The 26,037-nt window shown below is 27.6% G+C and carries 20 protein-coding genes; 13 read left to right on the top strand and 7 right to left on the bottom strand.

Features of this window, described 5'->3' with window-relative positions:
- Positions 1 to 7 precede the first annotated feature (7 nt).
- The 7 genes from DPIF8902391_RS11110 (at position 8) to DPIF8902391_RS11080 (ending at position 8,575) form a co-directional block, all read left to right on the top strand.
- Positions 8 to 547: a heme NO-binding domain-containing protein gene (locus DPIF8902391_RS11110; protein WP_058885210.1), complete on the top strand. Its 540-nt coding sequence runs from the start codon at positions 8 to 10 to the stop codon at positions 545 to 547.
- Complete coding sequence (locus DPIF8902391_RS11105; protein WP_172505860.1) at positions 547 to 2,637, top strand: PAS domain S-box protein; 2,091 nt, start codon at positions 547 to 549, stop codon at positions 2,635 to 2,637. Before DPIF8902391_RS11110 ends, DPIF8902391_RS11105 begins: the two co-directional genes overlap by 1 nt.
- A gap of 3 nt (positions 2,638 to 2,640) precedes the next feature.
- Positions 2,641 to 3,777 carry an FIST signal transduction protein gene (locus tag DPIF8902391_RS11100; protein ID WP_172505859.1) on the top strand — a complete coding sequence of 379 codons (1,137 nt, stop codon included), beginning with the start codon at positions 2,641 to 2,643 and terminating at the stop codon, positions 3,775 to 3,777.
- A complete protein-coding gene (locus DPIF8902391_RS11095) occupies positions 3,777 to 4,820 on the top strand; it encodes a sensor histidine kinase (protein WP_172505858.1) in 1,044 nt (347 codons plus the stop codon). The genes DPIF8902391_RS11100 and DPIF8902391_RS11095 overlap by 1 nt, the downstream gene beginning before the upstream one ends.
- Before the next feature lie 2 nt (positions 4,821 to 4,822).
- Positions 4,823 to 5,140, top strand: a complete 318-nt coding sequence (locus tag DPIF8902391_RS11090) for a hypothetical protein (protein ID WP_058885206.1) — start codon at positions 4,823 to 4,825, stop codon at positions 5,138 to 5,140.
- Between the two features lie 4 nt (positions 5,141 to 5,144).
- Positions 5,145 to 5,861 (top strand): LytR/AlgR family response regulator transcription factor, encoded by a 717-nt coding sequence (locus tag DPIF8902391_RS11085; RefSeq protein WP_058885205.1) that lies wholly within the window; start codon positions 5,145 to 5,147, stop codon positions 5,859 to 5,861.
- 164 nt (positions 5,862 to 6,025) lie between these two features.
- Entirely contained in the window at positions 6,026 to 8,575 is a 2,550-nt protein-coding gene (locus tag DPIF8902391_RS11080) for a T9SS type A sorting domain-containing protein (RefSeq protein WP_244951351.1), read from the top strand.
- 64 nt (positions 8,576 to 8,639) lie between these two features.
- Here the strand turns inward: DPIF8902391_RS11080 and DPIF8902391_RS11075 are convergent, their stop codons facing one another.
- Positions 8,640 to 10,721, bottom strand: coding sequence for a tetratricopeptide repeat protein (locus DPIF8902391_RS11075; RefSeq protein ID WP_172505857.1), 2,082 nt, complete (start codon positions 10,719 to 10,721; stop codon positions 8,640 to 8,642).
- Between the two features lie 140 nt (positions 10,722 to 10,861).
- Here DPIF8902391_RS11075 and DPIF8902391_RS11070 point away from each other — a divergent pair, with 140 nt between their 5' ends.
- The 3 genes from DPIF8902391_RS11070 (at position 10,862) to DPIF8902391_RS11060 (ending at position 13,731) form a co-directional block, all read left to right on the top strand.
- On the top strand, positions 10,862 to 11,140 hold the full coding sequence (locus tag DPIF8902391_RS11070; RefSeq protein ID WP_058885202.1) for a hypothetical protein: 279 nt from the start codon (positions 10,862 to 10,864) through the stop codon (positions 11,138 to 11,140).
- Between the two features lie 22 nt (positions 11,141 to 11,162).
- Complete coding sequence (locus DPIF8902391_RS11065; RefSeq protein WP_172505856.1) at positions 11,163 to 12,401, top strand: MATE family efflux transporter; 1,239 nt, start codon at positions 11,163 to 11,165, stop codon at positions 12,399 to 12,401.
- A gap of 121 nt (positions 12,402 to 12,522) precedes the next feature.
- Positions 12,523 to 13,731 (top strand): glycosyltransferase, encoded by a 1,209-nt coding sequence (locus DPIF8902391_RS11060; RefSeq protein WP_172505855.1) that lies wholly within the window; start codon positions 12,523 to 12,525, stop codon positions 13,729 to 13,731.
- A 1-nt stretch (position 13,732) separates the two neighbouring features.
- Here the strand turns inward: DPIF8902391_RS11060 and DPIF8902391_RS11055 are convergent, their stop codons facing one another.
- The 3 genes from DPIF8902391_RS11055 to DPIF8902391_RS11045 are packed head-to-tail and all read right to left on the bottom strand — an operon-like array spanning position 13,733 to position 19,562.
- Positions 13,733 to 15,247: a glycoside hydrolase family 2 TIM barrel-domain containing protein gene (locus DPIF8902391_RS11055; RefSeq protein ID WP_172505854.1), complete on the bottom strand. Its 1,515-nt coding sequence runs from the start codon at positions 15,245 to 15,247 to the stop codon at positions 13,733 to 13,735.
- Positions 15,248 to 15,267: 20 nt separating this feature from the next.
- The gene (locus DPIF8902391_RS11050; protein WP_172505853.1) at positions 15,268 to 16,467 is read right to left on the bottom strand and encodes a hypothetical protein; all 1,200 of its coding nucleotides are present in this window, start codon (positions 16,465 to 16,467) and stop codon (positions 15,268 to 15,270) included.
- Complete coding sequence (locus tag DPIF8902391_RS11045; protein WP_172505852.1) at positions 16,467 to 19,562, bottom strand: hypothetical protein; 3,096 nt, start codon at positions 19,560 to 19,562, stop codon at positions 16,467 to 16,469. Before DPIF8902391_RS11045 ends, DPIF8902391_RS11050 begins: the two co-directional genes overlap by 1 nt.
- Positions 19,563 to 19,743: 181 nt before the next feature.
- On the opposite strand from DPIF8902391_RS11045, the gene DPIF8902391_RS11040 reads away from it, so the two are divergent.
- From DPIF8902391_RS11040 to manA, 3 genes are read left to right on the top strand one after another with little or no spacing between them, the layout of a single operon-like run.
- A complete protein-coding gene (locus DPIF8902391_RS11040) occupies positions 19,744 to 20,883 on the top strand; it encodes a response regulator (protein ID WP_172505851.1) in 1,140 nt (379 codons plus the stop codon).
- 28 nt (positions 20,884 to 20,911) lie between these two features.
- Complete coding sequence (locus tag DPIF8902391_RS11035) at positions 20,912 to 21,322, top strand: hypothetical protein (protein ID WP_172505850.1); 411 nt, start codon at positions 20,912 to 20,914, stop codon at positions 21,320 to 21,322.
- An 11-nt stretch (positions 21,323 to 21,333) separates the two neighbouring features.
- Entirely contained in the window at positions 21,334 to 22,560 is a 1,227-nt protein-coding gene (manA, locus tag DPIF8902391_RS11030) for a mannose-6-phosphate isomerase, class I (RefSeq protein WP_172505849.1), read from the top strand.
- Between the two features lie 55 nt (positions 22,561 to 22,615).
- On the opposite strand, the gene DPIF8902391_RS11025 is transcribed toward manA, so the two are convergent.
- From DPIF8902391_RS11025 to DPIF8902391_RS11015, 3 genes are all read right to left on the bottom strand, one after another.
- Positions 22,616 to 24,385 carry an efflux RND transporter periplasmic adaptor subunit gene (locus tag DPIF8902391_RS11025; RefSeq protein ID WP_058885195.1) on the bottom strand — a complete coding sequence of 590 codons (1,770 nt, stop codon included), beginning with the start codon at positions 24,383 to 24,385 and terminating at the stop codon, positions 22,616 to 22,618.
- A 111-nt stretch (positions 24,386 to 24,496) separates the two neighbouring features.
- Positions 24,497 to 24,772: a heavy metal-binding domain-containing protein gene (locus DPIF8902391_RS11020; protein WP_058885194.1), complete on the bottom strand. Its 276-nt coding sequence runs from the start codon at positions 24,770 to 24,772 to the stop codon at positions 24,497 to 24,499.
- 29 nt (positions 24,773 to 24,801) lie between these two features.
- Positions 24,802 to 26,037: a TolC family protein gene (locus DPIF8902391_RS11015; RefSeq protein ID WP_058885193.1), complete on the bottom strand. Its 1,236-nt coding sequence runs from the start codon at positions 26,035 to 26,037 to the stop codon at positions 24,802 to 24,804.

Raw genomic sequence — 26,037 nt, 5'->3', positions numbered from 1 at the left:
AAAAAATATGAAAGGAATCGTTTTTACAGAATTTTTAGATTTAGTAGAAGAAAAATTTGGGCTAGAGGTTGTTGATAAAATTATATCACAATCAACCTTAGATTCCCAAGGAATATATACAGCAATAGGAACCTATAGTTTTTCTGAAATGTTACAGTTATTACAACATTTAAGTAAATATAGTGGAATTTCTATAGATGATTTATTATTGCTATATGCAGAACATTTTTTTAGCGTTATTGAAAATAGTTACCCAGGACTTTTAGCAACCTACAAAGAACCGATCGAAATGTTGGCTTCTATTGAAAATCATATTCATGTAGAGGTACAAAAAATATATCCTGATGCTGAATTGCCAACCTTTATTGTAAAAGAAAGAACCGAAAACTCGTTAGTAATGATTTATAAATCGAGTAGGGCGATGCATCATTTTGGCTTAGGATTAATGAATAAAACATTTGAACATTTTAATACAAGTGCGACCATTGTTTTAGAAAAAATAAAACAAGATGGTACGGAAGTTAAATTTATCATTCATAAAAATTAATGAGTAATCATCGAATAGATATATTAGAACGCGCTTTAAAAAGACAGAAAGCAGCAAGGAAAATAGCCGAGAAAATATTAGAAGATAAATCAAGAGAATTATATTTAATATCCGAAGAATTAAAGGCAGCAAATATAAGATTAGAAGCATCATTAATAGAAAAATCATCGCAATTAAAAGGTGTTTTTGATAATATTAATGATTCTTATTTAATAATGAGTTTATCGGGCGATGTTCTTAAAATGAACGATGCTGCAATTGCTCTTTTTGGATACGATATTTCAAAAGAAAAATTAAATGCAAAAAATTTAATATATCCTGAAGATGCTACCTATGCTTTTGAATCGTTTTATAAATTGTACAATACAGGTTCTTTTTCTAATTATATAGCAAGGGTTTTAACGAAGAAAAAAGAAGTTAAATGGGTGCAAATAAATGCAAGTTTAATTTATGATAAAAATGATAAAAAAATTGCAGCCCAAGGAATTATCAGAGATATAACAGCAACAAAACGAACAACAGAACTTATAGCAGAACAAAAAAAAGAGTTGGATGTTATTGTTGAAAATTCTTCTTTAGGAATTGCGCTTATACAGCAAGGTCGTTTTTTAAAAACGAATCGAATGTTTCAAGAGCTTTTAGGGTATTCAGTAGCTGAATTTTCTAAATTAACAATTAAAGATATTTTTTTTAAAGGAGATTATGCTTTTTCTAAAGAGTATTTAGATAAAATGAATAGTGGCGCTATTGATAATTTTGTGTTAGAAAAAAAATATAAAAGAAAAAATGGTACTGTTTTGTGGGTAAAAGCAAATGTAAATGCCGTAAGAAATGCTGTTGGATCCATAAAATATGAGGTGGTACTTGTTGAAGATGTTACTTTAAAAAGAGAAAGAAAGCTGATTATTAATATGATTAATGATTTGGCTAAATCTATTTTAGGAAAAGATACTATTTATGAAATAGCTTGGGAGGTAACTCAAAAAATAGCGACGTATTTAGATTCTGAAGATTGTGTGATTTTTTTAGTAAATCATAAAAATAATACTTTAGAACAAGTTGCTTCACATTATTTGAAGCTTGATAAGAAAAATATCAAAAAAAACAGTTTAGAAATAGGTAAAGGAATAGCAGGAAATGTAGCCAAATCGGGTAAGGCAGAGATTATAAAAGACACCTCTAAAGATGCTCGATATGTTGTAGAAGGCGAGCGTCGGTTTTCTGAAATATCAGTACCTATAATAAGTGAAGGAAAGGTAATCGGTGTTATCGATTCGGAACATATCGATAAAAATCACTATACCCAAGAGCATTTACATGTTTTAGAAAATATTGCTAGTTTAGTTTCGATGCAATTAAAAAGTGCTATAAATAGAAGACAACGAGAGAAAGCAGAAATAGAAAACTTAGAACTTTTAAGTCAGTTAGAAAAAAGTAATGATGAGTTAAACGAGTACGCACATATTGTTTCTCACGATTTAAAATCGCCATTAAGAAGTATTGATGCCTTGGTTTCTTGGATAAAAACAGATAATAAAGGAAGTTTTGATACCGCTACTTTAGCTAATTTTAAGCTAATAGAAGGTACTTTGCAAACCATGGAAAATTTGATTTCTAATATTTTAGAGTATTCAAGTGCAGGTACAGAAACAAGTGAAAAAAAACAGGTCGATTTAAACTTGATTATTAATACTTTAAGAGGATTGTTATTTATTCCGGATCATATTTTGATTAAAGTACCACGAAAATTACCAACGATTAATGGTGATGCAACGAAGTTTCAGCAACTTTTTCAGAATTTAATTAGTAATGCTGTTAAATTTAACGATAAAGAAAAAGGATTGATTGAAATAGAATTTATAGAGCAAACGTCTTTTTATCAATTTTCAGTAAAAGATAATGGTATTGGAATTGACAAGAAATATCATGATAAAATTTTTAAAATTTTTCAAGCGCTTAATAAAAGAGAAGATTCTACGGGTATTGGGCTGTCTATTGTTAAAAAAATCATACAATTATATGAAGGAACTATCTGGTTAGTGAGTAAGCCTGGTGTAGGAACTACCTTTTATTTTACCATTAAAAAATAATATATGAAAACAGTTCAATTGCAAAAAATAAATGGAAATTGGGAATATTTAACCGCTAAAATAGTTTTAAAGAACCCGCTAGTATTGGTTTTTGGAAATCGATTTTTATTGGAAGATAAAAATATTTACAACGAAATTAGGGCTATTTTTAAGCAGGGTCATTTGGTTTTTGGATCAACTGCTGGTGATATATCTTCTAAAACAGTAGCTGATCAAAGTATTACAATTACAGCGATCGAATTTGAAAAAAGCACCTACGTAATTAAAAGAGCGAATGTTTTAAGTTCGGTAAATAAAACAGGTAGTTTTCAAATAGGAAAAGAACTAATACAGCAGTTTGCTCAAGAAGGCTTAAGGTATGTTTTTTTAGTTTCAGAAGGGAGTTTTATCAACGCAAGCCAGTTAACAAAAGGGATGAATGCTGCTACAAATAATAATTTATTAATAACAGGTGCTTTATGTGCAGATGCTGCTAGGTTTGAAAAAACAGTTTCATCTTACAATGAAAATCCAATATCGGGCGAAATAATAGCAATCGGTTTGTATGGCGAATCTTTAGAGGTTTCTTTTGCTATTAATGGTGGTTGGACACCTTTTGGTCCTGAACGAATTGTAACAAAATCAAAAGGAAATATTTTATATGAGTTAGATAATAAACCAGCCTTGAATTTATATAAAAAATATTTAGGTGATAAATCAAAAGAATTACCTGGTGCGGCGTTGTTATATCCACTAAAAGTAAAATCTACCAATAATAAACAATCTATTGTTAGAACTATTTTAAATATTAATGAAGCGGATAATTCAATGATTTTAGCAGGCGATATTTTAGAGAATTCGAAAGTGCAATTAATGATGACCAATGTTGATAATATTGTTAATGCCGCCGAATTAGCTGCTATAAATGCAAGTGAATTAAGAACTAAAAAACCTGAATTAGCTATTTTAGTTAGTTGTATTGGGCGTAAATTAGTTTTAGATCAAAGAGTAGAAGAAGAAGTGGAAGAGGTTGTAGAAGTGATAGGAACTCAAACGACTGTTTGCGGTTTGTATTCTTATGGCGAAATTGCTCCGTTTAATGGAGAAAATAATTGTCAATTACATAATCAAACAATGACGATAACATTAATTAGTGAATAATGAACTCTCTTTTAAAAAGACAAATTAGAAAATATTTACCTGAAAATTTACATTCGAATAAAGAATTAGCAGCATTTTTAGATGCTATTGATAGGTCATATACCACTTCGGATGATCAATTTTTAATGCTGCAAAGAGCCACTGCAATAAGTTCAGAAGAACTTTTTGATGCAGGTGAAAAATTAAAAGAAGAAACAAATTCTCAGCGCAAGGTTATTGGTAAACTAAAAGGTGTTATTGATACGCTTAAATTTTATGATTTAGAAGATGGGTATTCTATAGAAAACACAGACTCCTTAAAATTAGTCGATTTAATTGATAATCAAACCAAAGAAATTATAAAAATAAATCAACAGAAAGATTTTTTATTGAAAAGTTTAGCACAACAAAATAAGGAGTTAAACGATTATGCACATATGATTTCTCATGATTTAAAAACACCTTTGCAAAGTATTGAGGCTTTATCTGCTTGGTTTTTGGAAGATTATGGCAGTGTTTTAGGCAAACAAGGAGAAGAAAGAATAGCCCTTATAAGAGATAACATTGAAAAAATAGACACCTTAGTAAGCGCAATTCATAAATATGCAACTATTGATAAAGCAATAGCAAAAGCTGCTGTTTTAAAAATGGATAATTTACTAGCTACCATAATTAATCAGCTAAATGTTTCTAAAAAAACAATCATAAATATCCCTGAAAAACTTCCAGTTATAAAAGGAAATAAAAAATTATTAGAAGAATTGTTTTCGAATTTAATTGAAAATGCTATTAAATTTAATGATAAAGAAGTTAAAGAAATAACAATAGGTTTTTCTGAAAATACTGATTTTTGGGAGTTTTATGTAAAAGATAACGGCAACGGAATAGCTGAAAAGTATTTTGATAAAATTTTTACTGCTTTTTTTAAATTGGAAAATGATTATAAGTCAGCAGGTATTGGCTTAGCAATTGTTAAAAAAATTATACACGTTTATAACGGAAAAATTTGGGTAGTATCTCAATTAAATGTGGGAACTACTTTTAATTTTATAATTAAAAAATAATGATGGAAACACCTAATTTAGAATATATAGAAAAATTAGCAAGAGGAGATCAAGCTATTCGGAAAATACTCATAGGGGTAATAAAAGAAGAGTTTCCTGCCGAAAAAATAGCCTATTATAAAAGCTTAAAAAGTAAGGAATACAAAAAAATTGAAGAAAATGTACATAAAATTAAACATAAAATTAGTATTTTAGGTCTTGAAAAAAGTTATAAAATAGCGAATGAATTTGAACATAATCTAAGAGCGCTTACGTTAGATAAAGCGCCAGATTTTGAGAAAATTTTAATAGTTATTTCAAATTACTTGAAAACTATTTAAAAGTATGAATTGTATAATTGTTGATGATGAAAAAATGGCAAGAGTAGTACTTGGTACGCTCTGTAATCAAATAAAAAATTTAAATGTAGTAGGTGAATTTTCAAACGCAATGCAAGCTATAAAATTTTTAAACTCGCATGAAGTCGATCTTATTTTTTCAGATATTCACATGCCTGATTTTAATGGTTTAGATTTTATAAAAACACTTAAAAATCCGCCAAAAATAATTTTAACTTCTTCTGATCCTAATTTTGCTATCCAAGCTTTTGAATATGATTTTATTGTTGATTATTTATTAAAACCGATTGAATTGCCTAGGTTTGAAAAAGCAATGATTAAAGCTCAAAATTATCAATTAAAAGAAGCAGTTTCAACTAATTCAAAGCACACAGAATCAGTAGCATCTTACAGCAATGATTTTTATATAAATATTGACAGACGACTTATTAAAATTGATTTACCAAGTATTTATTTGGTAGAAGCCAAGGGTGATTACATTCATATAAAAACAGAGACTAAAAACTATTTGGTACATTCTACCTTAAAAAAAATAGAAGAAAAACTGCCTGAATCGTTATTTTTAAAAGTACATCGTTCTTATATTATCAATCTTAAAAAAATTATTGATATTGAAGATAATAGCGTATTAATAAAAAGAGATGTAATTCCTGTTAGTAGATCAAAAAGACCAGAATTAATGAAGCGCTTAAATTTATTGTAAAAAGAGAACTTATCTAACGAAAATTACATTTCAACTACGCTAAGTTTGATTACAGCTAGTTTTTTGAAAGGAATAAAAAGAGGTTTGTATTTTAGGTTTGAACACATACCTACTATTATGAAAAAAAAAAAACTTTTTCAAAAAAAATACTAGCCATCTTTTTTGTGTTATATAGTTTTACTATTGCTGCGCAAAATATACCTTTTAATTGTACTTATGACGCTTATTTATTTCAATATAATGATGTTTATTCTATTGATTTAGCATCAGGGAATTCTTATTTAGTTGCAACGGATGTTACTCCAGGAAGTATAAATGCAGCAGCTTATAATCCTACGGATGGATATATTTGGGGGTCATTAAGCACACCATCAAAAACAATTGTACGAATTGGAAAAAATTTTTCAACCACTACTTTTTATGTCGATGAATTACCTAGCAGTGGAAGATATATTGGGGATATAAATACCAATGGTGTTTATTATCTTAAAGGCGGAGGTTCAACTTATTATAAAATAGATGTTGATCCTAACTCACCAACATATACGGAGCATTTAGCTACCGCAAATTTATCTCAAAATATAAGCATTCATGATTGGGCTTTTAATGCTGTTGACGGCAATTTATATGCTGTGGAAAAAAATACCAATATTTTATATAGAATAAATCCAACAACAAGTATAGTGGAATCTTTAGGAGTTGTTCCTATTTTATCAGGATTAAGCTACACTTACGGAGCAGTATATTTTGATGCTTCAGGACGTTTTTATGTATCAGCAAACCAAACAGGAACTATCTATGTAATACAAGCTGTACAAGATTTAAATGGTTCAAATGAAATGGATTCTAATTTATTTGCATTTGGTCCTTCAAGTGCTAGTAATGATGGAGCTCGTTGTCCGACAGCACCTGTGTTACAAGAAATTTGTGACAATGGAATAGATGATGATGGAGATGGTTTGATTGATTGTCAAGATCCTTCTTGTTCAGGATATGGAGAATGTGATGTTATTTTACCACCAACATCAGGAGGAAATGCAGGAGGTTTAGAAAGTAATAATAGATTATCAGAACAAATAAATAAACGAAATTATAATCGTACTAAAGGAAATTATAAATTTGATAAAAAGAAGGCTGCAAGGGTTATAAAATCTAAAAATTATAGAAAAAGAACAAGTGCTGTTTTTAATTTAAATAATTTTATTCCTTTAAATATTATTAATGAAGATGAAGTTATAGAATCGTCACCTACTGATTTAATCTCAATTACAAACGCTACAGAAATTTATGCGGTAGATTACATGAAAAGTGGTGTTTCAGTAGCTTCAGTTTTAGCATTGAAAACAGAAAATGGTGTATATGAACATACAAAATATATTTGCGATCGTTTACTTGGGGCTGAATTAATTTCGGTATCTACCATAGATATTAACGGTCAGCAATTTATTAAATCATTGATTAGAAATACCGATAATACAGTTGAGTTTGTATTAAGTCTTTCGGCTAAAATAGTAAATAATAATGCTAATTTTGAAATAGAAAGTCATTGGAATTTAGATAAATATCAAAGCGATATTCCTTTTTATAATTTTCAAATATGGTCTAATTCTTTAGATGATTTATATCTTTTAGCAAAAGAAGTTATTGATTTATTATCCATAGAAAAACCTATTTTATCTTATAAAATATCGCCACCGCCAAAAGTATTTGTTCGAAAAGGAAAATATATTAATGGAGCATTAGCTTTAGAAATTATAAATACGAACGCAAGTGAAAATATTGATTTTGATGCAGGTTTTAGAATCACAGAAACAAGTGATTTAAATAAAACCAATAAGAGAATAGGTTTAGAAAAAAATTATATAACAAACATAAAAATTGAAACAGGGAATTTATTTGATATCGGTTTTAGAATTGGAGACGGAATTAATACGCCAGATGATATTTTTATGTCTGACGGACCTTGGGGAGTTGATGATTCTCAAGCGAATACTAAAGTGATTGATTATGTTGTTTCGGCAAATACTCTTGATTTTGAAAATACCGATTTCCCAATAGAGCGAAATGTCGCGTTAGAGGTAACAACGGATTCTTATTTTGCAGTGCACAGAGCTTTAACGCCACGTTTTAAACCTGTAAATTTAGCAGATTATAATAGTTTTAATTTAACAGCAAAGGGAACAGGAAATGTTGAGGTTACATTTATAAAACAAAGTATTGCTACTTGGGAAGAGCAATTTAAAGCAACAATTGCTGTAACAGAAAATTTTGAAGATTATGTAATATCTTTTTCAGATTTTAAATCAACTAATGGAACAGAGCTTATTTTAAATGATATAACAACTATTGTATTTACCATGTTATCTGAGCAAGGAGCGATGGTTACAAAAAGAATTAATTTAGAAAATATCCGATTTTCGACAAGTACTAAAGTTGTAATACCTGAATTAATTACCAAAGGAAATGCTTTAAAAGCAGCTCCAAATCCGTTGGAAACAATATCTGAAATTTATTTTAATACCAAGCAGATAGCAATGGTGCGACTGGTTATTTACAATCAATTAGGAAGAGTAGTAAAGGAAATTCCTTACACAACAATAGTTGGTGAAAATAAGATAATACTTAAAAAAGGACGCTTAAGTACAGGTTTGTATTTTTGTAAAATTATAGGAGCCTCAGAAGATCATAAAGTTGTAAAGTTAATAATCAATTAGAAAATAAATAATTTCTTTATTATTAAAGGCTATTTTTTTAAGCGCAAAGAGTAAAAGAAAACTTTTACTCTTTTTTTCTAAATACAGGTTTTTTTAAGAGATACCATTTAAAGCGTAAACCAATTTCAGTAAAAGTGAAATCAGCACTACTTGAAATAGCCGAGGCAGAAGCAATATTACTTTGAGTACCATAGATATTTAATAAACTACGTTCTGAAAATTTATATCCTAATTTAGCTTGAATTCTGTAGGTACTTTGTTTTTTGTTTTTTTCAATAAATTGAAATCCTGTAGCGGCAGTTAGTTCATAAAACCACTCTTTATTTTTCGCAATATTTTCATCTTTTATAATATTGATGAAAATTTCAGCAGCACTAAATGTACGCGGGCTAAAATAAATTGTAGGAACTTGATTTTTAAAAGATATGTTCTGATAATTGACACCCGCTTTTAAAGATGGTTTCTTAAATATATTATAGTAAAGCGAAGTAAATAATAAGTTTCGTGTATTTTCATCACTTTGAGAAGTGTAGTAAAGTTGTGTGTACCAACCTAGATTAAAATTGGTATTCAAACTATAATTTATTAAAAAATTATTCTGAATAATTTCTTTGTCTAATAAATCGGCATTAAAATTTTGGACTTCTCTTTTGTAACCTATTTCTAAATCTTGAAGCTTAAAAGGTTTTATTTTTAAGGATAAATCTGCTAATAATTGACTGAATTTATTTGTATCAGTATCGGAAGCACTAATACCTAAAGTTCCTTTAAAAGTTGCATTGTTTAATAATTGATACGCTATTCCTGCTGAAAAATTATTAGAAATTCCACTTGCTTTAGTTACAGAATTACTTGTTGTTCTGTAGCTGTAATTACCAAATAATTTAAGTTTTGTTGAAAAAGGAAATTCTAAATTAGCAGCATATAAATACGCTCTATTATCAGCATTATCAAATGAATATGCTGTTTTAACTTCAACAAAAGGCGTAAATGATTTATCTAAGTTTTTAATAAAATTAGTCGCATCTTTCTGTTTTTTGTAAAAATTTAAAGTGTTTTCAGCACTTTTATAGGCATCTATAAAATAGCCAGAAGCTTTTAGTGCGTTTGCTTTACCTAAGTTACCATCAAAAGAAGCGCTATCTTTTTTTAATATCAAATTATAATCAGCAATACTTTTTTTAAAATCACTTTTATAAATATTTAAAGTGGCTCTTAATGAAAGTATCCAATTTTCAGGATCTTTATTATTGACTAATAGTTTATTAATCTCTTTTTGGGCTAAATAATATTTGTTATTCCATATTAAAGCTTGTATAAAACGTTCTTTTGTTTGATTTTTTATTAAGGTATTAGTTGTTTTATCTAAAAGATGAATAGCCTTTTTACTGATGATTAAAGCTTCTTTATCATCACTTTCAAGATGATTTGCCAACGAAAGCCCGTTTAAAGAGGTTAATTTACTTGCTGAATCTTCACCAATAATAATATATGTTTCTTTAGCTTTGTTTATTTGATTTGAAATTAGATAAAGATTAGCTAAGTTTAATAGAGTTTCTTTATCTTTTTTAAAATCGATAAAATTTTCTTTTAGTATATTTTCAGCTTCTATATATTTTTGATCTGTCACTTTACTATTTGCCAAACCTAAACGCATATATTTTTTAGAAATCAACGCATTTTGATTATTAGGCAATACGATTAACGCTTTGTTTACGTAAGTAATCGCTTTATTAAATTTTTTTAAATTAGATAAGGTATTCGCATAGCCTAAAAGAGCAGGAAAACTTTTATCATTTTCTGATATTAAATTTTTATAATATTCTTCAGCTTTATTATAATTTTTATTCCAAAGTAAAGATTCAGCGTAGTTTAATTTTACTTCAAAATCAGTAGGAAAATCATTTAAAAGATTCGTAAATAATGTAACTGCTTTATAGGAATCACCATTTAAACCAATAGCTCTACCGTAGCAAAGTCTTGCTGTTTTATTGGTTGGATATGTTTTTAAGATAGTTTTAAAAAAAACTTCTGCTTGTTGGTATTTTCCTGTTTCTAAATAGGTGAAACCATCTTTCATCTTTTGTGAAAAGATAGCAGTAGTTGTAATAAAAAACACTAAAAATGCAAGGAGTTTAATTTTCATATAGCTTTTTTCTTATTTGCAAGTTAAGGAATCGATTTCATCATTCAACTAAACAAAATAGTTTTTCATCGACAATAGTTAATTTTTTAATGGTTTTAATAAGATATTGGTGTAAGTATTAATCATTAAAAACAATAATTATGGCTTTACAAATTACAAGAAGAAATGGGAAGTTTCACCTAAAAGGAAAATTAAATAATACAACATCTAAATTCCTTATTGCTTATTTTGAGCATTTTATCGCTAGAAATAAAAAGGTGATAATAAAAATAGATAAAGTAAATGAAATTACTAGAGATGGTTTAAGAGCAATAAGTACGTTGATTTCGATTGCTTTTAAAAAGAATAAAAAATTTGCAGTTATAGGCTATGGAGCTAAAGAGATTTATGATGAATTTAATCAGATGGATGCAGTGTAATTAATTTTTAAAAATAAATAAAATGATTGAAGTTTTAAAACAAGTAAAGCATAAAATATCATCAGAACAATTGTTTATGATAAGTGTTTTACTTGTAAATGGCGGAAATTATGTATATAATTTAGCTTTAGGAAGAATTTTAGGTCCTGCAAAGTTTGCAGATGCGGCTATTATGATTACTTTTTTATTGGTGCTTTCATTTATAGCAATGACTTTTCAGCTAGTTACCGCTAAATTTTCAGTATTGTTTGAAGATATTGTTTTTAAAAATTTTATATCAAAAATATATAAGAATTCAGCTATTGTAGGAGTGGTTTTAGGGATAATAATCATTGTATTTTCATCAGAATTACAAGTGTTTTTTAAAACGACATCTGCAACAATGTTTATTGTATTTGGAATTGGAGTTCCAATTTATTTTTTAATGAGCGTAAATAGAGGTGTTTTTCAAGGTAAAAAACAGTTGAAAAAATTATCTGTTACTTATCAGTTAGAAATGATAAGCCGTTTATTAATTACTTTTGCATTATTATATTTTTTTAATATTGAATCTTCGATATTAATTGCTTTCGGAATTTTATGTTCTTTCGTATTTGGATTAATTCCATTTGAATTTAAAAATATTTCTTTTTCTAAAATAGTATCATTAGAAAAATCGGAATCTAAAATGGTTCGTAATTTTTTTATAATTACAGCATTTTACGAGTTAACTCAAATAATCATAAATAATAGTGATATTTTATTAGTAAAACATTACTTCGAGCCTTACGATGCAGGTTTGTACGCTTCACTTGCCTTAATAGGTAGAGTAGTTTATTTTATTGCATGGATGTTTGTAATGTTATTATTACCAACGGTTGTTCAATTAAAAAAAGAAGGAAAACCTACCGTGCCAATTTTACTAAAATATGTGGGGTATATTTTTGTAATTTCATCATCAATAATAATGGCGTGTTATTTTTTTCCTGAACAAATTATAGCCATTTTATTTGGAGATGAATATATGGCAATAACGCCTTTATTATGGAAATATGCTGTAGCGACAGGTATTTTTGCTATTTCGAATATTTTTGCATATTATTATTTATCTTTAGATAAATACATTCCAGTTGTTATTTCAGGGCTTTTCGGAATGCTACAAATAGGTTTAATTATGCTATTTCATAAAAGTCTAGAACAGGTTGTACACGTACAAATTTTGGCAATGGTTTTATTATTATTGATGCAATTATCTTTTTTCTTTTTGAATGATAAAAAATAGCGTTAAAAAATAATATCGAAACTTTTAAACCTTTTAACGATATGTGATTTCATTTCAACTATAGTAATACCTGTAAACTCTTTTTTATTCCGAAATTGAATATAATCAAAAAGAAAATACTATGAAACTAGCTATTGTAACGGCATATCCGCCAAGTAAAGTAACTTTAAATGAATATGCTTATCATTTGGTAAAAAGCTTTAGACAAAATAAAAAAGTAACGGAATTAATTTTATTAACTGATGTAACTCCAGCACAAAAAGACATTCATTTTACTGAAGATGGTTGTAAAATTACTGTAAAAGAGTGTTGGGAATTTAATAGCTATACAAATATTATAAAAGTAACAAAAGCTATACATGCTATAAAACCAGATGCGATATTGTTTAATTTACAATTTATGAAGTTTGGTGATAAAAAAGTTGCTGCCGCTTTAGGATTAATGTTGCCTTTAGTTTGTAAGATAAAAAAAATACCTACCATTGTATTATTACACAATATTTTAGAACAAACAGATTTAGAAAGCGCAGGTTTTGCTTCCAATAAAATAGTACAAAAAGTATATAATTTTATTGGAGAAACTCTAACTAAATTAATTTTAAAAGCTGATATTGTAGCTGTTACTATGCATAAATATGTAACTACTTTACAGGATAAATATAAAGTGAATAATGTAAAAATGATTCCTCATGGAACCTTTGAAATTCCAAATAAACCATCACATATATTGCCAAAAGGAGCTTTGAAAATAATGACTTTCGGTAAATTTGGTACTTATAAAAAAGTTGAAAAAATGATTGAAGCTGTTCAAAAAGTTAGAGCTTCAACAGGTTTAAATTTAGAAATAGTAATTGCAGGAACAGACAACCCTAATGTACCAGGTTATTTAGCATCTGTACAAGAAAAATACAAAAATGTACCTCAAATAACATTTACAGGTTATGTGGAAGAAGTAGCAGTAGCTCCTTTATTTAATGAAAGTGCTGTTGTAGTGTTTCCTTATACATCTACAACAGGTAGTTCAGGTGTTTTACATCAAGCGGGTAGTTATGGAAAAGCAGTTGTAATGCCTAATTTAGGCGATTTAGCAACTTTAATTGAAGATGAAGGATATAGAGGCGAGTTTTTTGAACCTGAAAGTGTAGCTAGTTTAGCGAATGCTATCGAGTTAATTGTAATGAATAAAGCACATAGAATCGCTTTAGGAGAAGCAAATTACAAAGCAGCTACCGCATTTCCGATGCAAAGAATTACAGCAATGTATTTAAATCAGTTTAAAGCGATTATAATGGTTAAAAAATTAGCTAAAAAAGTATTAGTTGAATCATAAATTATTTAGAAATATAGTTAAAAGCAGGTTTTTTACGTCCTTTTTTATCAATAAAACCAAATTCTTTTTGAGGGTTTATTCGCCAAGGAAGTTTACCAACAACTTCCTTTGGTACTTTGCGAAAATCATATAAAGTCCACGACATAAAAGGAATATTATTTTTTGTAAGTAGTTGTTGCATTATTTTATAATAATTAGCTTGTTTTTTTACGGAATTTCCAAAAGGTTTCCAAATACCATTATAAGACGAAACTCCAAATTCACCTAAAATAATAGGTTTTTTAGGTATTTTAGTTTTTAATGATTTATAGTTTTTTTCAAAATTATGAATGTCTTCATAATAATGAAAAGAAACAAAATCTACTTTATCTTTTAAAATAGGAGCACTTTCAATGTTTGACCAACCAATGGTAATAGCGTGTTTTTTATCAATAGATTTTACTAAAATAGCCATATGATTTAACCAAGCAATAACATTTTCTTTTCCTCTTGATATAAAATCTAAATTCGGTTCATTTTTAATATCCCAAGCAAGTATTGCTTCATGGTTTTTAAATTTTGATACAATAATTTCTGCATGTCTGTGGTTTAAAGTCCAATCTAAAACGTCGTAGTTTCCATAAAAATCAAATAAAGTAACAATAACTTTTAAATTGCTTTTTTCAGCAGTATCTAAAACTTGTTTTAATTTATTTAGTTTACTAATTTTTACATTTGCTTTACCAAAATCTTCATATTGAAGAAAAATTCTAATCGTATTTAAGTTTGCTTTTTTGATGATTTTAAAATCATTTTCTATAATTTCCATATCAAAATTATCACCAAACATATCCCAAGGTGTATCTTGTGGATAATAATTAATTCCTTTTATATTTAATGAATCGATAGGGGTTGTTTTAATGGTTTTATCAAAAATTGATGAATTTTCTTTAACTAAGTGTCTAATTCTCCAAAAACCATCTTCTAATAATAAGACCATTTTATAATCGGATACTTCGGTAGTTTCTAAAACTAGTTTTTTATCTTTAAGTATTTTTTTATATTCAACAACATTTTTATCTTCTAAAACAATTGATTGCCCATCTTCACTAAAAAATATAAGATTAGGATTATGTTGTAATGTGGTACTTTCAATAGTGATTTTTTCTTTTTTATTGTGTGCTATAAAATTGAATAAATTTTTGCGTGCATTTTTTGTAAAATAATCATTAATACCACTTTTTAGGTTTGTTTTATTGGCTATATGCTTTACATACCAAGCATCGATATAATCATTTTCGATATTATTTAAGGTTTGTTCATCAATCTGTCTGCCTTGGTTACCATCTTCTTTCCAAGTTATTTTAGGTACATATTGATCTACTTTTTTGACTTCAACATGTAACATTTTACGTCTATCTGCACCTGTGTTAAAATGAGTGTATAATGAGCTTATTAAAAAGATAACAATTGACATAATAAGAACATAGGACGAAATTAAAATACCTCTGATTATGTTTTTATTAGTCTTATCCATTTTTAAAATATTTTTGGTGTTTACCATAGTTTTTTAGCTTCAAAAGTCTCAGTTACTGATGCCGCAGTAATTTTTATAGTGTAATTTCCATTTTTATAGATGTTTGAATTTAGTTTAAAATAAACAAATCCATCATTAGATTTTTTTATAATATCGTTTAATAATTTTTCATCTTTATAAATGGCTAATTTTACTTTTAATCCGTCAGGAATCATCTGATTCATAAAACTGTTTAAAGGTCCAACTTTAACTGTTCTATTATTATCAGAAAATTTCACATCAAATTTATTTATAATTTTTTGATAACTTATTTTTAAAATATCACTTTCCGAAATACCAGTTATATAAGCTTTTACTTTCCAAGTATCTTCAAATTCGGGATGAATCATTTTAGCATAAGCAATACCATTTATAGTAGTTCCAGCTGTTTTTAGCATATTTCCTTTTTTATTAGTGATAAAAAAATCAACAAAACTACCATCACTAATAACATTCTTATTTTTATCTTTTATAATAGAAGTATAAAAGGTTGTTATTTGATTTCCGTCTGCATATTTATGATTTCGTTTAAAAAATAGTTTAAAATCAGTACCTATAGCAGGCATTATATTTAGACTGTATTCTTTAGAATTTAAACCTAAAGATGCTGATGATACAAGCATTCTTCCGCTTTTTAAAGGGGAGTATATTTTTTTAAATGCAATTAAATTATCCGTTAAAACGTTTGTTTTTCTTTCTGATTTTAAAAATTGATATTTCACTTTTACCGAAGTACCTTTTTTTAAAGGATTGTCTAAATCATCTGTAGGTATTACAACTAGCATAGTGTAATCTATGCTGCCTGCTTCAATACTTGGCGGACCTAAATAAGTTTCTAAAGAAACAGGTTTAGGTTTTGGTATTATTTTAAATTGTCCTGAAATATTGTTTTTATCATTTACAATTTTCCAATTTACAATTCCAGATTTATTACTGACGTAAGTAGGTATTTTAAAAATTATAGTATCATTATTAATTTCAGAATTAAGCAAAGTGCTTCCGTAACTATTGCTGCAATAAATTTGATAGTTTTTTTCATTATTAGCATTAAATTTTAAAAGAATAGTATCTCCCGCAATAAATTCTTTTTGTTGCGTTAATAATTTTATGGTATTTTGAGCTGTAGAAACATGTGTTACAAAGCACAAAAAAAGTAAAAAAAGGGTCTTTATAAAATTCATTATTTAGGATTTCCGATGTAATTATTCATTTCAATTTTGATAAAAGAATACAGCGGATGCTTTATTTTTTGAAATTGAGTATTTGCATGATTTTGTATTCTGTTAGGTATTATTTTATCTGAAATATCTTCATTTGGTAGCCCGTTAACGTAACAATTGGTCATATCATCATTAATAATAATAACTTCGTCATTTTTTAAAATAGTGTATTCAAAATATTGTTTTCGTTGTTGTCTTATTCCGTTTTCTAAAAATAAATGGTCTACCCAAACGAGTACTTTATCTTTATTATAATAAGTGATTAATAATTGAGGAATCGTTATTTCTTGTAAACCACTATTAAACAAAGTTCCTTGTATTTTTTTAGTATCGATATTAATATCGCTTAAAACGACATTTTTATAGAGGTCTGAATTAGAAACATTTCCTGCTGCTTGTAAATTGAATTTAGTAGGTTGTTCTTCAAATTCAACAGGTGTAAATTCATCAGGATTAAATGTTTTAGGAATAGCATCTTTTGTTTTAGACCATGCTATTCCTTCAAAATTAATTCTAAATGAACTAATTTCTTTAGGCATTAATTTGTGTTTTATATGATATTTAGCATTATAAGTAGCTAGTTTTTTGTTTTCATCATTATATAATGTTCCTTTTAAAACAACATCGGCAGGCACATTATCTATGTTTTGTACTTCTCCGATAAGTGCATAATGATTTTTAAATTTAACCAATTTAGCAGAAACAATTTCTAAAACAGGTTGTTTTAAAACATCTTCGTGATGTGTTTGTTCTGTGGTTATTTTTCGTCTACCTTGATTAAAATATCCTGTTACATTATTCGAATACAATTGATCAGGCGGTACATCAGAATCCATATTTTCGGGTAAAATAAACCATTTTCCTTTTCGATTAACTAATGTTTTAAAATCGGTTTTACTAATTTTTTCAAGAGGAGTAATCCAGTTTGTATGTATTTTTAAAATAGCCAAACTAGCTGTTTTTTTAGTGATTATAGTTTTTAAAGCATCTAATTTGGCATAAGAACCTAATAAACCATCAGAAACAGAAATTTCTAACATAAATTGTGCAATAGAGATACCACTTTTAGGGTCTATTAATTGATAACTTTTTTCATATTCTTTAAAATTAATGGCATCATAATAGGCTTTTATGACATTTTCAGGAGTTCTTTGTGAATCATTTTTTATATAAAATAAATAAGAACTATAAAATAAAATTCCACATAATATAATAGCCCAAATATGTGTTATTCTTAAAAGCCCTTTAGAAAAAACAGTGTATTTATTTTTAAATTTACTATTTAAATATGGTGGTAATATTCTTACTTTAGTTTTTAAACTACGTATAAAAATAGCTTGAATATTTAAAATAAAGGCAATAATAGCGGTTAAAAAAGGAATAATACCCCACATTATTTTTTGCCAAGTAGCAACATCTTCTTTTGGTAAAATAGAAGAAAGTGGTGGTACATTTAGTTTTTCCCAAACCATAATTCCGTTTTCTAGTTGTGGTAAGCGTTGCCATCCACAGAAATAGAGTATCGGGTCGTAAAACTTATCATTAGAAAAAATATACTTTAAATTGTATTTTTCTGGAGTTGTTAAAAATTGTTGTAAAGATCCAATTCCTGCAACACCCTTAAATTTTGAGTTTTCTAAACGTTCTATCGGTCTTGTTGTTAGTTCAGGTAAACGCCTTGCTGAGTGGTAATTTCCATCAACAGTCATTGCTTTTGTTTGTGCCGATAACCCCGCCATTTGATCGCCAAAACCTAAGGTTAAATATCTCCATAAATCATGTTGATCTTGATTAAGAAAGTTAACAATAGGTAACATTTTAATTTTTTGTGGTTGCGAGGGTCTAAAATAGCCCAAACTCATGGTGAAAATAGTCATCAATAAAAATAAAGAAGCTAATAATCCTCCTATTAAACGATGATATACTGCACCAAATTTACGTTGAATTAATACTTTTAAATCACCTTCTATAAAGCGATAAGCAAATTCACCAAATAGTGGTAAAGCCATAATCGATGCCCATAATGTAAATCTATCTAACGTTAAAATATTAAAGGCATTGTGTCCTAAAATCATTTTAGGAATAGGCGTTGTTCCTCCTGTGCCCAAAATCAATAACATTGTAAAAGAAATTCCGAAGAATAAATATCTTTTTTGAAAAAATCTGTAAAAAAAATATGGTAAAAGGAATAATAAAACACCCCAAGGAATTATAAAAAAAACAAGCCCCGATGAGGTGATTTCTAAAAAATTATCTCTAGAACCGTGGGGAATAGGAACTTGTGTAATCGGGTTTTTTTTAGAATTAATCCAATAAGGTAAGAGGCAGGAAATAATTATAATCAAAGAAAAAAAACCAAAACTAATATTTCGTTTAAATTGTTTACCGAAATTTTTTATAAATAGTTTAAAAGTAACTTCTTTATAGGAAGTTACTTGTTCACGAGAAATATCTAAAATAACCATTCCAATTAAAGGAAATATAAAAAAAATCATTCCAAAAATAGGTGTAACATGATGCGAGGTAACTGTAACGGAAATTAAAGAAAGTGCTGTAAATAAATAGCGATATTTACCTGTTTTTAGCCAAGAATATACCTCGGGTAAAGCGTGCATTAAAACAGCAATACCAATAATACTTGGTAACTGCCCGAAAAGATGAAGTGTTTCTACAAAAGAAGATGAAAAAACAGCTAAAATAGCCGCATAACCAGCCGCGGTTTTATTAGAAGTCATCAATACTGAAAAACGATAAACTCCTGTAATAAATAATAGAATTGCAATAATAGCGACACTAAAAAGCCCGAATTTTAAACCACCAATTAAAGATAAAGCCCCAATAGATTGATGTACTAAAGGCGGATAACTCATTACCGTAAAACCAGTGTACCATTTAAAGTTCCAAGGTTCAAACCAATTATTTGCGTAATGATCGGCAAAAAACAAGTGAATTAAAGCATCATAAGTAGTTTCTAAAGTGAAAAAAATAGTACTTCCATGAAAGGCAATAGCGAATAGTATTGCAGATATTAAATATTTATTAGAAGTCTCTTTCATAAAACAAAGTGCTCTTTTTCAGTAATGTAAATATAAATCATTTTAAAGGATGCTTGAATGATGCTTGAATTTTTTATTTAACAGCGCTAATCTTCCATTGGACTAAAGAAAAGCTCCTTTAAAGGCGGTGCTATTTTTTTTAGAAAAAACTACGTTATTTTTGAATTAAATGTTATTTGTTATGAAAATATTAGCGATAGATGATCAAAAATTAGTTTTAATACCATTAGAAGTTCGATTAAAAGAATTGGGTTATGAAGTTGTAACAGAAACAAATGCTTTAAAAGGAATTGCTTTATTCAGTTCTTTTCAGCCAGATTTAGTAATTGTAGATCTTAATATGCCAGGGATTTCAGGCATGGAAATAGTAAAACATATTAGAATAACTAAAAATTCAGACACGCCTATTATGATTTTGTCAGGTAATACCGACGATAACATGATAACACAAGGTTTTGATTTAGGTATTAATGATTATATGAAAAAACCGCTAAGTTTAGTAGAAGTCTGCGCTAGGGTAAAAAGACTGATAGGCATTGCAAAGGCTGTCAATAAAAATATAAAGTATAAAGGTGTCATTATACAACAAAGATGTGTTGGTGTTGTAATACCTTGTTATAATGAAGAAAAAAGACTTTTAAGTAAAGAGTTTACTGATTTTATTGATAAGAATTCAGGATATCATTTATGTTTTGTAAATGATGGTAGTAAAGATAAAACATTAGAGGTTTTAAATGATTTAAGAAAAGGAAGAGAGGAATTTATTACGGTATATAATTGCGAGAAAAATGGAGGTAAAGCAGAAGCTGTAAGGCAAGGAATGTTATATCTTTCAAAACAAGACGATTTAGATTATATAGGTTTTTTAGATGCCGACTTATCTACAGATTTATCTGATTTTGATGATTTAGTTTCTACTATTGAAAACTCTGATTATAAAATAGTGAGTGGTTCTAGAATTAGTAGAATGGGAGCAAATATCAATAAAGAATCTGCCAGAGAAATAATAAGTTTAACTATAAATTTTATCATAAGAAAAATTCTTTCAATGGATTTTAAAGACACTCAATGTGGGGCTAAAATTTTTAAGAAAGATGTTATTGAAATTTCATTTGGAGAAAAATTTGTAACACAATGGATTTTTGATGTTGAAATATTTAGAAGAATTACACTCCATTTTGGTTTAGAACAAGCAAAAAAAATACTGTGTGAGATGCCTTTAAAAAGATGGATTCATGCAGATGGTTCTAAATTATCGATAAAAGATTCTGTTAAAATCATAGGACAATTAGGGCAAATAGCCTGGTCTTATAAAAAATAATCATAACTTAATATTTAGCAAGTGTACTATGAAGAAAGGACTCATTATTATTTTTGAAAAAAAAGACGCAGCTATTTTAAATACTTTTTGTTTAAGGTCATTTATAAATCAAAAACTAAAAATAGTATTAATTAATAATGGCAATCATCAGGTGGTATTTGAGTTTTTAAATATTTTGAAAGATACATCAAAATGTGATGTTTCTATTTTAACACTACGGCGAGAAAAAAAAGTAATATCAGCTATAAAAGCAGGGGTACGCTTTTTATCAACTATAAAAAATATTGGTTTAATTATATATACAAACCCAAGAAATATGTTAAATGCTACCTGGATTGATCAAGAATTAGATTTATCTAAGATAGAATTACCACACAAAAAAAACGAAAGAATATTACTAAGAAAGGTGTATTCTATGAATGAAATAATTAATTATTAAAATAGGAGATGATGATTTTAGAACAAACTATTCATAAAATTTTTTTAATCGAAGGAAAAATACAGCGATATGATTGGGGAGGTAAAAAATTTATCTCAAATTTAATCAAAAGAAGAAAAAGCATCGCTAATTATGCCGAATATTGGTTAGGAGCGCATTTAAAAGCGCCATCAATTATTAAAACAAAGGCAGGTAATATTTCTTTAGATTTCTTTTTAAGACAAAAACCAATTGAGTTTTTAGGATTAAGAGTCGCTAAAACCTATGGTAAACTCCCGTATTTATTTAAAGTATTAGATGTTCATAAAATGCTGTCAATACAAGTGCATCCAACAAAAAAAGCAGCAGAAATAGGCTTTAAACGTGAAAATAAAAAAGGAATTTTATTAACGGCAAGAAATAGAAATTATAAAGATAAAAATCATAAGCCAGAGGTAATGGTTGCTTTAAGTGATTTTTGGCTGTTACATGGTTTTTTAGAAAGTGAAAAAATAATAAATAATCTTGAACAAACAAGTGAGTTGCGTTTTTTACTGTCAACTTTTCAAGAATCGAATTATTTTGAATTGTACAAAAAAGTGATGCAGTTTTCTCAAGAAGAAGTAAATGAAATTTTAAAACCTTTGGCGAATAGAATTTTACCAGATTTTTTAAATAATAAAATAGCCAAATCATCGCCAGCATATTGGGTTGGGAAAGCTTTAGAAAATAAAAGTCTAGAAAATATTGATAAAGGAATTTTTTCTTTCTACTTTTTTAATATTGTAAATTTATCAAAAGGTGAAGCTATTTTTCAAGACGCAGGAGTTCCGCACGCATATTTAGAAGGAAAAAACATTGAATTAATGGCTAATTCTGACAACGTTTTAAGAGGCGGTTTAACAACGAAACATATCGATGTTGAAGAACTTTTGAAAAATACCAAATTCGAAGAAACAATTCCAACTATTTTACACGGTGTTAAAAGTCCGCTTAACGATGAATTAGTATATCAAACAAAAGCAAAAGACTTTAAATTAAGTAAAATTCAATCAACCGATGCTATAAAATATAATTCAACATCAAAATCGATAGAAATTTTAATTATTTTAGAAGGTAATGCTACGGTTATAAGACATAAGAATCGTATTAATATTGAAAAAGGACAAGCTGTTTTAATAAAAGCAAATACTCGTTATAGAATTGTTTCTTCAAAAGGTGTTGAAATTTATAAAGCAAGTGTTCCTGATTCTGAATAATTTTATTACAATAAAAAAATATGCTTTAATTATTAAAGCATATTTTTTTTGAAAATTATTCTATAACTTGTTTTACACTTCCGCATTTTAGCATTTTGTTTCCAAAATAAGGATTTTGTACTTTTTCCTCTTTACTTAACCAATATCCGCCTTTATTATTGTCTGCCATTGGGCAGAATTGACGATACATTTTTTCATTGATACCAAAGGTTTCTACAGCGTTTATGAAAACTAATGACAGGTTTTTAAACTGATTTCTTTGTTCTTTTATAGTTGTTTCTTTTGATATAGCATAAACAGCATTTTTAATTTTTTTATCAAAAGACATCCATTTTAAATGTGCGTTATTGTTTTTTAATAGTTTCATATCAACATTTTTTAAATTATTTAAAATGTTTTTTGAAGCGATAACTACATTTTTTTCGTCTTCATTAATTAAATAATTTTTTAGATTGATATAATCATTAACAACTATTTTTAATTGTTCTTGAAATACTTTTGAAACTTTAATGCGTTCATTTTTAAGCGTGTTTTTTATTTCTTTTTCAAGATGATTTTTATGATTATTTATCACTTCCGTTGTTTCCTCATCTTTTACAGTATTTCTACTCATCATCGATTTTTTACCGTGTAATTGAGCAGAAGCATCAATAGTAAAAGTACCGTTTGTCACAATTTCGTCACCATTTACAAGTCCATCGATAACTTCATATTTATCACCCAATTGCTTTCCTATAGTTATTTCTCTCATTTCAAAAATAGGCTGGTCAGGCGTTGTTTTTATATAAACTACCGAGCGTTTTCCTGTCCATAATATTGCTGATGCAGGAATCATTAATAATTGTTTTTTATCAGAAAAACTGTTTTCAATAGCTCCTTCAACAAACATTCCTGTTTTAAATTCTCGTTTTTTATTATCTAAAATTACTCTTAGTTTTAGAGTTCTAGTTGCTGAATTAAAAGTTGGATCAATAAAATCGACTTTCTTTTTTAATTTTTTATTTGGATACGCATTTGTAGTAATTGTAATATTCTGACCTTTTTTAAAGAAGTCAATTTGATTTTCATAAACATCAAATAACGCCCAAACAGTCGTTAAATTTGTGATTTTTAATAGTGCCTGTCCTTGTTTAACGTAATCGCCTTGTGCAACTAATTTTTCTGATACTGTTCCTGAAACAGTTGCATATATTGGAAAGTTTTGTTTTACTTTTCCTGATTTTTCAATTTGATTAATTTGATTTTCAGAGATTTTCCAAAGTTTTAATTTATTACGAACAGCATTGTATAACGCAGGTTGTGATGTTTTTAAACTTGATGCCGTAATTAATTCTTGTTGTGCGGCAAATAATTCAGGTGAATAAATAGTTGCTAATAATTGTCCTTTTTTAACTTCTTCACCAACCGAACTAATATTTAAACGTTCTATTCTTCCAGAAAAATAACTTGCTTGTACTATTTTTTCATCTTCGCTTTCTGTTATTTTTCCAGATAATTTTAGTGTCGCATTTGTATTTATATTATCACCAACGACCAATGTTTGAATATTAGCCAATGCCATTGCATTTTTAGTTAGCTTAAATTCATTCGGATTAAGCCCTTCAGAAGTTGTTTCGGCAGGAATTAAATCCATTCCGCAAATTGGGCAATCGCCTGCTTCGGGTTGCATTATTTTAGGATGCATTGAGCAAGTCCACATTTTATTTACTGCTTCTTTTTCTGAGTGATTATGTGATGTTTTTCCCTTTGGAGAATTACCAAATAAACTCCATCCTAACAATAAACCAACAGTTAATATTCCTATATAAATTATATATTTTTTCATTTTAAAAGATATTTACTAACATTATTATCATCATTTTAACCTGATAAAAAAGAGCAATACAGTACTATTATATTCAAAATAAACAGTACTTGTATTGCTGATTTTTAAAATTTAGTGCTTATGACCGTTTGCGCTATGAATTTTATTATCTATGTAAGTCATTCCACAAGTTGGACATTTACCTTCTTTATCACTTCCGCTATTTTCACAATGCATAGGGCATACGTATGCTGATGTATGTTCTTTTCCTTTTTTTTCTACGGATGTTTTTTCAGTAGTTTTATTTTCTTTTTTAGCATCTTTACACGACATTGATGTAAATGTTAATCCGATTACTAAAGCGGTTAAAATTGTTTTACTGATGATACTGTTGTTTAATAAATTCATTTTGATTGATTTTAAGGTTAGTGAATAATTTAATTTGTTAAATAATTGATGTTAGTTTTTTGTAAATAATAAGCTGTAATTGCTTCAATTTTATTGATTTGAAATTTTAATTGTAATTCTTGAATATCTAAAATATCATTAAAATTAATAGTTCCTGTTTCGTAACTTTTTACCAAAATAGTTTCTGCATTTTTAGCTTTTTTCAAATTTTCACTTTGGATATTGAAACGTATTCTTGCCGAATTACTATTTTTAATAGCTTTATCAAGTAAGGTTTCTAAAGTATTTAATCTGTTTTCTTTTTTGGAGATAATTTCTCTTTGTTGTAACTTATTTTGTTTGCTTTTCGATTTGTATTTATTATTAAAAATAGGAATAGAAAGACTAATCATTGGCATCAAAATATCTTTTCCATTATCACTAAAATCCATATTTGGTCTTTCAGAAACGGCTACATAATCTAACCCAAAACCAAACATCGGATTACTTTCTTTTTGATTTAAAAGTTCAGATTTTTCAACTGATTTATAAAGTTTATCGTATTTTAATAATTCAGGATGTAAGGTTAAATTATTGTCATTTATCAAATTATTTTCTGAAGGAATTACAAATTCAGTATCAATAGTAATTTTAATATTTTTTTCTCTGTTTAATAATTTATTAATTACGGTTTGTTCTGCTAAGTAATTTTGTTCTAAAATCTGTTTTAATTGCTGTAATTCATTCTGACGTATTTGTAAACGCAATACATCAACAGCCGACGCTTTACCAACTTCAATAGCTGTTAAAGCTAATTTTTCATAGGTTTTAAGGAGGATTATATTATCCTCTAAAACCTCTTTTTTATCTTTTAAAGCATATAAAAGATAATAAGATTTAGATATTGAAGCGACCAATTTCCGTTTGATAATAACAATATCTTCATAAACGGCATCTGCAACAGAATTAAGATAATTTTCTCTAGCAGTTATTGTTCCAAAAGAAGGTAGCATTTGTTTTGCAGAAATTTTAAAACGTTGAGCACCTGTTCTTGTTTCGGGTTCGCTTACAAAATAACCAACACCTATTTGTGTATTAGGTAAGGTATTTGCTTCGTTTATTTTTTCTGATGCAATTTGATGTTTTAATTTAAAAGATTGAATTTTAGGGTTTTTTGATAATCCTTCTTCGATAAGTGTTTTGAGTTGTTGTGCATTTCCTTCTGTAAAAAAGCAAAAAAATGACATCAAAAAAACTGTTTTTAAGTATGATTTAAAATGTTTCAT

It is taken from the genome of Tenacibaculum finnmarkense genomovar ulcerans, assembly GCF_900239495.1.
In the GTDB taxonomy this organism is placed as follows: Bacteria; Bacteroidota; Bacteroidia; order Flavobacteriales; family Flavobacteriaceae; genus Polaribacter; species Polaribacter ulcerans.
Note: the sequence above shows the minus strand (reverse complement) of the source record. Positions and strands in the feature narration are given on the sequence as shown.